The sequence below is a fragment of the Gemmatimonadales bacterium genome (assembly GCA_030697825.1).
Lineage (GTDB): Bacteria > Gemmatimonadota > Gemmatimonadetes > Gemmatimonadales > JACORV01 > JACORV01.
Map to the genome: position 1 here is coordinate 1 of JAUYOW010000296.1, position 3,015 is coordinate 3,015.

The 3,015-nt window shown below is 66.3% G+C and carries 4 protein-coding genes; all 4 read left to right on the top strand.

Annotation, left to right across the window (positions count from 1 at the left end):
* Positions 1 to 277: 277 nt before the first annotated feature.
* Positions 278 to 1,189 (top strand): hypothetical protein, encoded by a 912-nt coding sequence (locus Q8Q85_14590; protein ID MDP3775484.1) that lies wholly within the window; start codon positions 278 to 280, stop codon positions 1,187 to 1,189.
* A gap of 253 nt (positions 1,190 to 1,442) precedes the next feature.
* Positions 1,443 to 2,069, top strand: coding sequence for a hypothetical protein (locus tag Q8Q85_14595; GenBank protein MDP3775485.1), 627 nt, complete (start codon positions 1,443 to 1,445; stop codon positions 2,067 to 2,069).
* Positions 2,070 to 2,203: 134 nt separating this feature from the next.
* Positions 2,204 to 2,590 carry a hypothetical protein gene (locus Q8Q85_14600; protein ID MDP3775486.1) on the top strand — a complete coding sequence of 129 codons (387 nt, stop codon included), beginning with the start codon at positions 2,204 to 2,206 and terminating at the stop codon, positions 2,588 to 2,590.
* Between the two features lie 206 nt (positions 2,591 to 2,796).
* A partial coding sequence (locus Q8Q85_14605) for a hypothetical protein (GenBank protein ID MDP3775487.1) occupies positions 2,797 to 3,015 on the top strand: 219 nt, incomplete at its 3' end.

A 3,015-nucleotide genomic window follows, 5' to 3' on the forward strand; every position in this document is an offset into this window, starting at 1 on the left:
TCGCCGGACGCGCGGCGGCAGTCGCAGGGCGGCACGCGCCGGCGCCGCCGCGGCGGACGCGGCCGCGGGCGGCGGTAAGCCGCACAGGAAGTGGGGAGGGGCGTTGCCGAAGCAGCGCAGCGCCCCTCCCCGAATGGCCCCGACGAATAGTCGGGGTCCCACCTGAGACCTCATCGTCTGATGAGTCCTCGGGTGGGAAAATCCGGAATCTCCGGAGAACCCAAACGATCTTTCACCATTTGCAGATGCGCCCGATGAGGCGCACAGGAGGGACTGCATGAGCTTCACGCCCCTGAAGAGGTCGCAGTTGGAGTTCATCGCCGAAGAGTTCTGGCCCGGCGGGGGCGAGAACGACGACGGCCGCGACCTCTACGGGGTCGCGAAGCACCACGGCGTGTGGCGGGAGGAGACGACGGACGCGGACCTCATCGCGGAGGCGCTGCACCCGTCGGACGCGGACTACTACGACCGCCACCGCGTGGACAACATGAACGACGAGGAGTTCGAGGCGTGGCTCGCGGAGGACGACGCGGACGAGGAGGCCGACATGGACGACTACACCATCGATGGCCGGCCGATGGCCATGGTGTACGCGGAGGACCAGGCGGCGCTCGAATTGCACATCAATCCGCACCACGGCCTCAACGACTCCGAATTCATGGCGCTCGTCGAGGCGGGCGTCGATCTCAACGACGCGTACGAGACGGCCTCCCGGGAGCTCCAGCGCGAGCTCGCGATGGCCGAGCTCCAGGCCGAGTACCGCGAGTCGCAGCGCCTGCGCTGGAACGAGTTCGACATCGCCGACGCGGTCAGCGCATCGAATCCCGTGCGGCCCACACCCTCGGGGCTGGTCACGCCCAGCGTCGCGAGCGCGCTCGAGCGGTTCGAGCGGGACGGCGTGACGAAGGTGAGCATGTGCGTGACGGACCAGAAGAAGGACGAGCGCCCCAAGGACAGCCGTCGCCGAGAAGCGCGCCGGCGCCCCATGGTTTGGGACCCGGAGCGCGGGCTGCTCGTCCCGAAGCCGAAGTACCAGAGTCGCGTCCGATTCGACTCCTGGAAGCGCCACCGCTCGGCGCAGTACCGGCCGGTGCTCATGAGCCCGCGCATCATGGACCGCGCCGACATCGTCCACGTCGGAAGCGGCGTCTACCTCGACGTGGGCATCATCTACCGCCGCGCCGCGTAGTAGCCACATCCCTCCGGCAGCACCGACATCGTCCTCTTCCCAAGAGGACCCGGTCCTGTCATCCGACGATCTGGATGCGGTTGCATCCAGAAACCCTAAACAGCCCCGAGACTCTCAAGCCGTCAACACCAATGACGGCGAGGTCATTCGGGGTCCCACCCGAGTACCAAACTCTCTCTCCGTTTGGTGCTCAGGCGGGAAAATTTCGACCGCACCTTCAACCCGCAACGCAACATCGGAAAGGAGGAATGCGATGTACGAAGCCGCAGTGCTCGGGACCGTCGTCATGATGGTCGTCTCGGCGGCGGACTACGTTCGTCGCGCATGGATCCGTGAGACCAATCCCGTCCCCGCGACGTGGATCCTCGCGGTCGTGATGTTCGCGCTCTCGTTCTGGATGTACTGGGTGAGCCCGCGACGGTCGTGGACGGCGAACATCGCCGTGACCGCCGGACTCGCGAACACCACCGCGATCCTCATCGGCGTCATCGCGGCGAACATCCGCTACGGCACGCTCCGCGTCACGTTCGGTCCCGTCCAGCGATGGAGCCTCGCCTTCGGCGCCGCGGTCGTCGCGTTCTGGTGGATCACCGACGCGCCGCTCGTCGCGTACACGCTCGTGCAGCTCATCGGCGTCGCCGCATACGTCGCGACGGTGCCGAAGCTCTGGAACGCGCGGGGAAGCACGGAGCCCCTCTTCGTCTGGGTCTCCATTCTCCTCGCAACGCTCTGTGCGATCTACCCCGCCTGGACGAAGAACGATCCGTTTTCCTGGATCTACCTCGCCCGCGCGGTGCCGTCCACGACGTGCATGGTGTTCCTCATCGCGAGAGCGCAACGCCGGATGCGCGAACCCGCCTCTGCCCCTCTTCCGACATAGCCCCGACGCTTCCGTCGGGGTCCCACCCGAGATCTCATCGCCTGATGAGCGCTCGGGTGGGGATGATCTTTCGCAAGTCAACCACACACAGCGTGCCGAGTACGCAGCGCGTACACGGTACCAGGAGGACGCCGATGTTCAAGCACGATCCGAAAGACGTCGTACCGGTGAGCGACGTGCTCATCGCTCGCCCGCCGCTGCCCGGAAGCAAGCGCCGCAACATCGAGGAGTACGTCCCCGAACGCGATGCCGATGCGGTGACCGGCTTCGCCTACTGGAAGATTCCGCGCGGGTGGCTGGTGGTTTGCCTGACCGAGGAATCCACCTACGACCATCCCGAGCGGGACATCTGGGGGCTCCGCGAGCTCTACCTGCTGAAGCGGAAGCCGGACGTCAAGGGATCGATCCACCTCCGCAAGTGGGGGTTCCTCGAGTTCCGCGCGATCTGGAAAACTCGCGGACGGTACGCCGCGAACGCCCAGGACATCCGCCGCATCCTCCGCGCGATCCTCGCGGACTGACGGCAGCACGTGGGGAGGGGCGTTGCCGAAACAGCGCAGCGCCCCTCCCCGAATGGCCCTGACACTTTGTCGGGGTCCCACCTGAATCGCTATCGCGGAATTCCGAAACCCGAAACCAGAATTCCGAATACGATAGCGCCTCAGGCGGGAAGTTCATTCGCAACCGCACGACAACGTGCAAACCACCAGAAGAAGGAGGGAACGAGATGTCCGACCACACCGACCGTCGTCCGAAGTTCGACCCGCAGGCCGTGCTCGAGGCCGAGCGGCGTGGGCTCATCGCGCACCGCGACGAGCTCGCCAGCGAGCACGACCGCATCGTCCGCCACATCGGCGAAGGCCGCGAGCTCCTGCGGCGCATGATCGGCCACGGCGAGGAGGCGACGCTCACGATCGATCTGTACCAGCGCCAGGCGCTGCCCGAG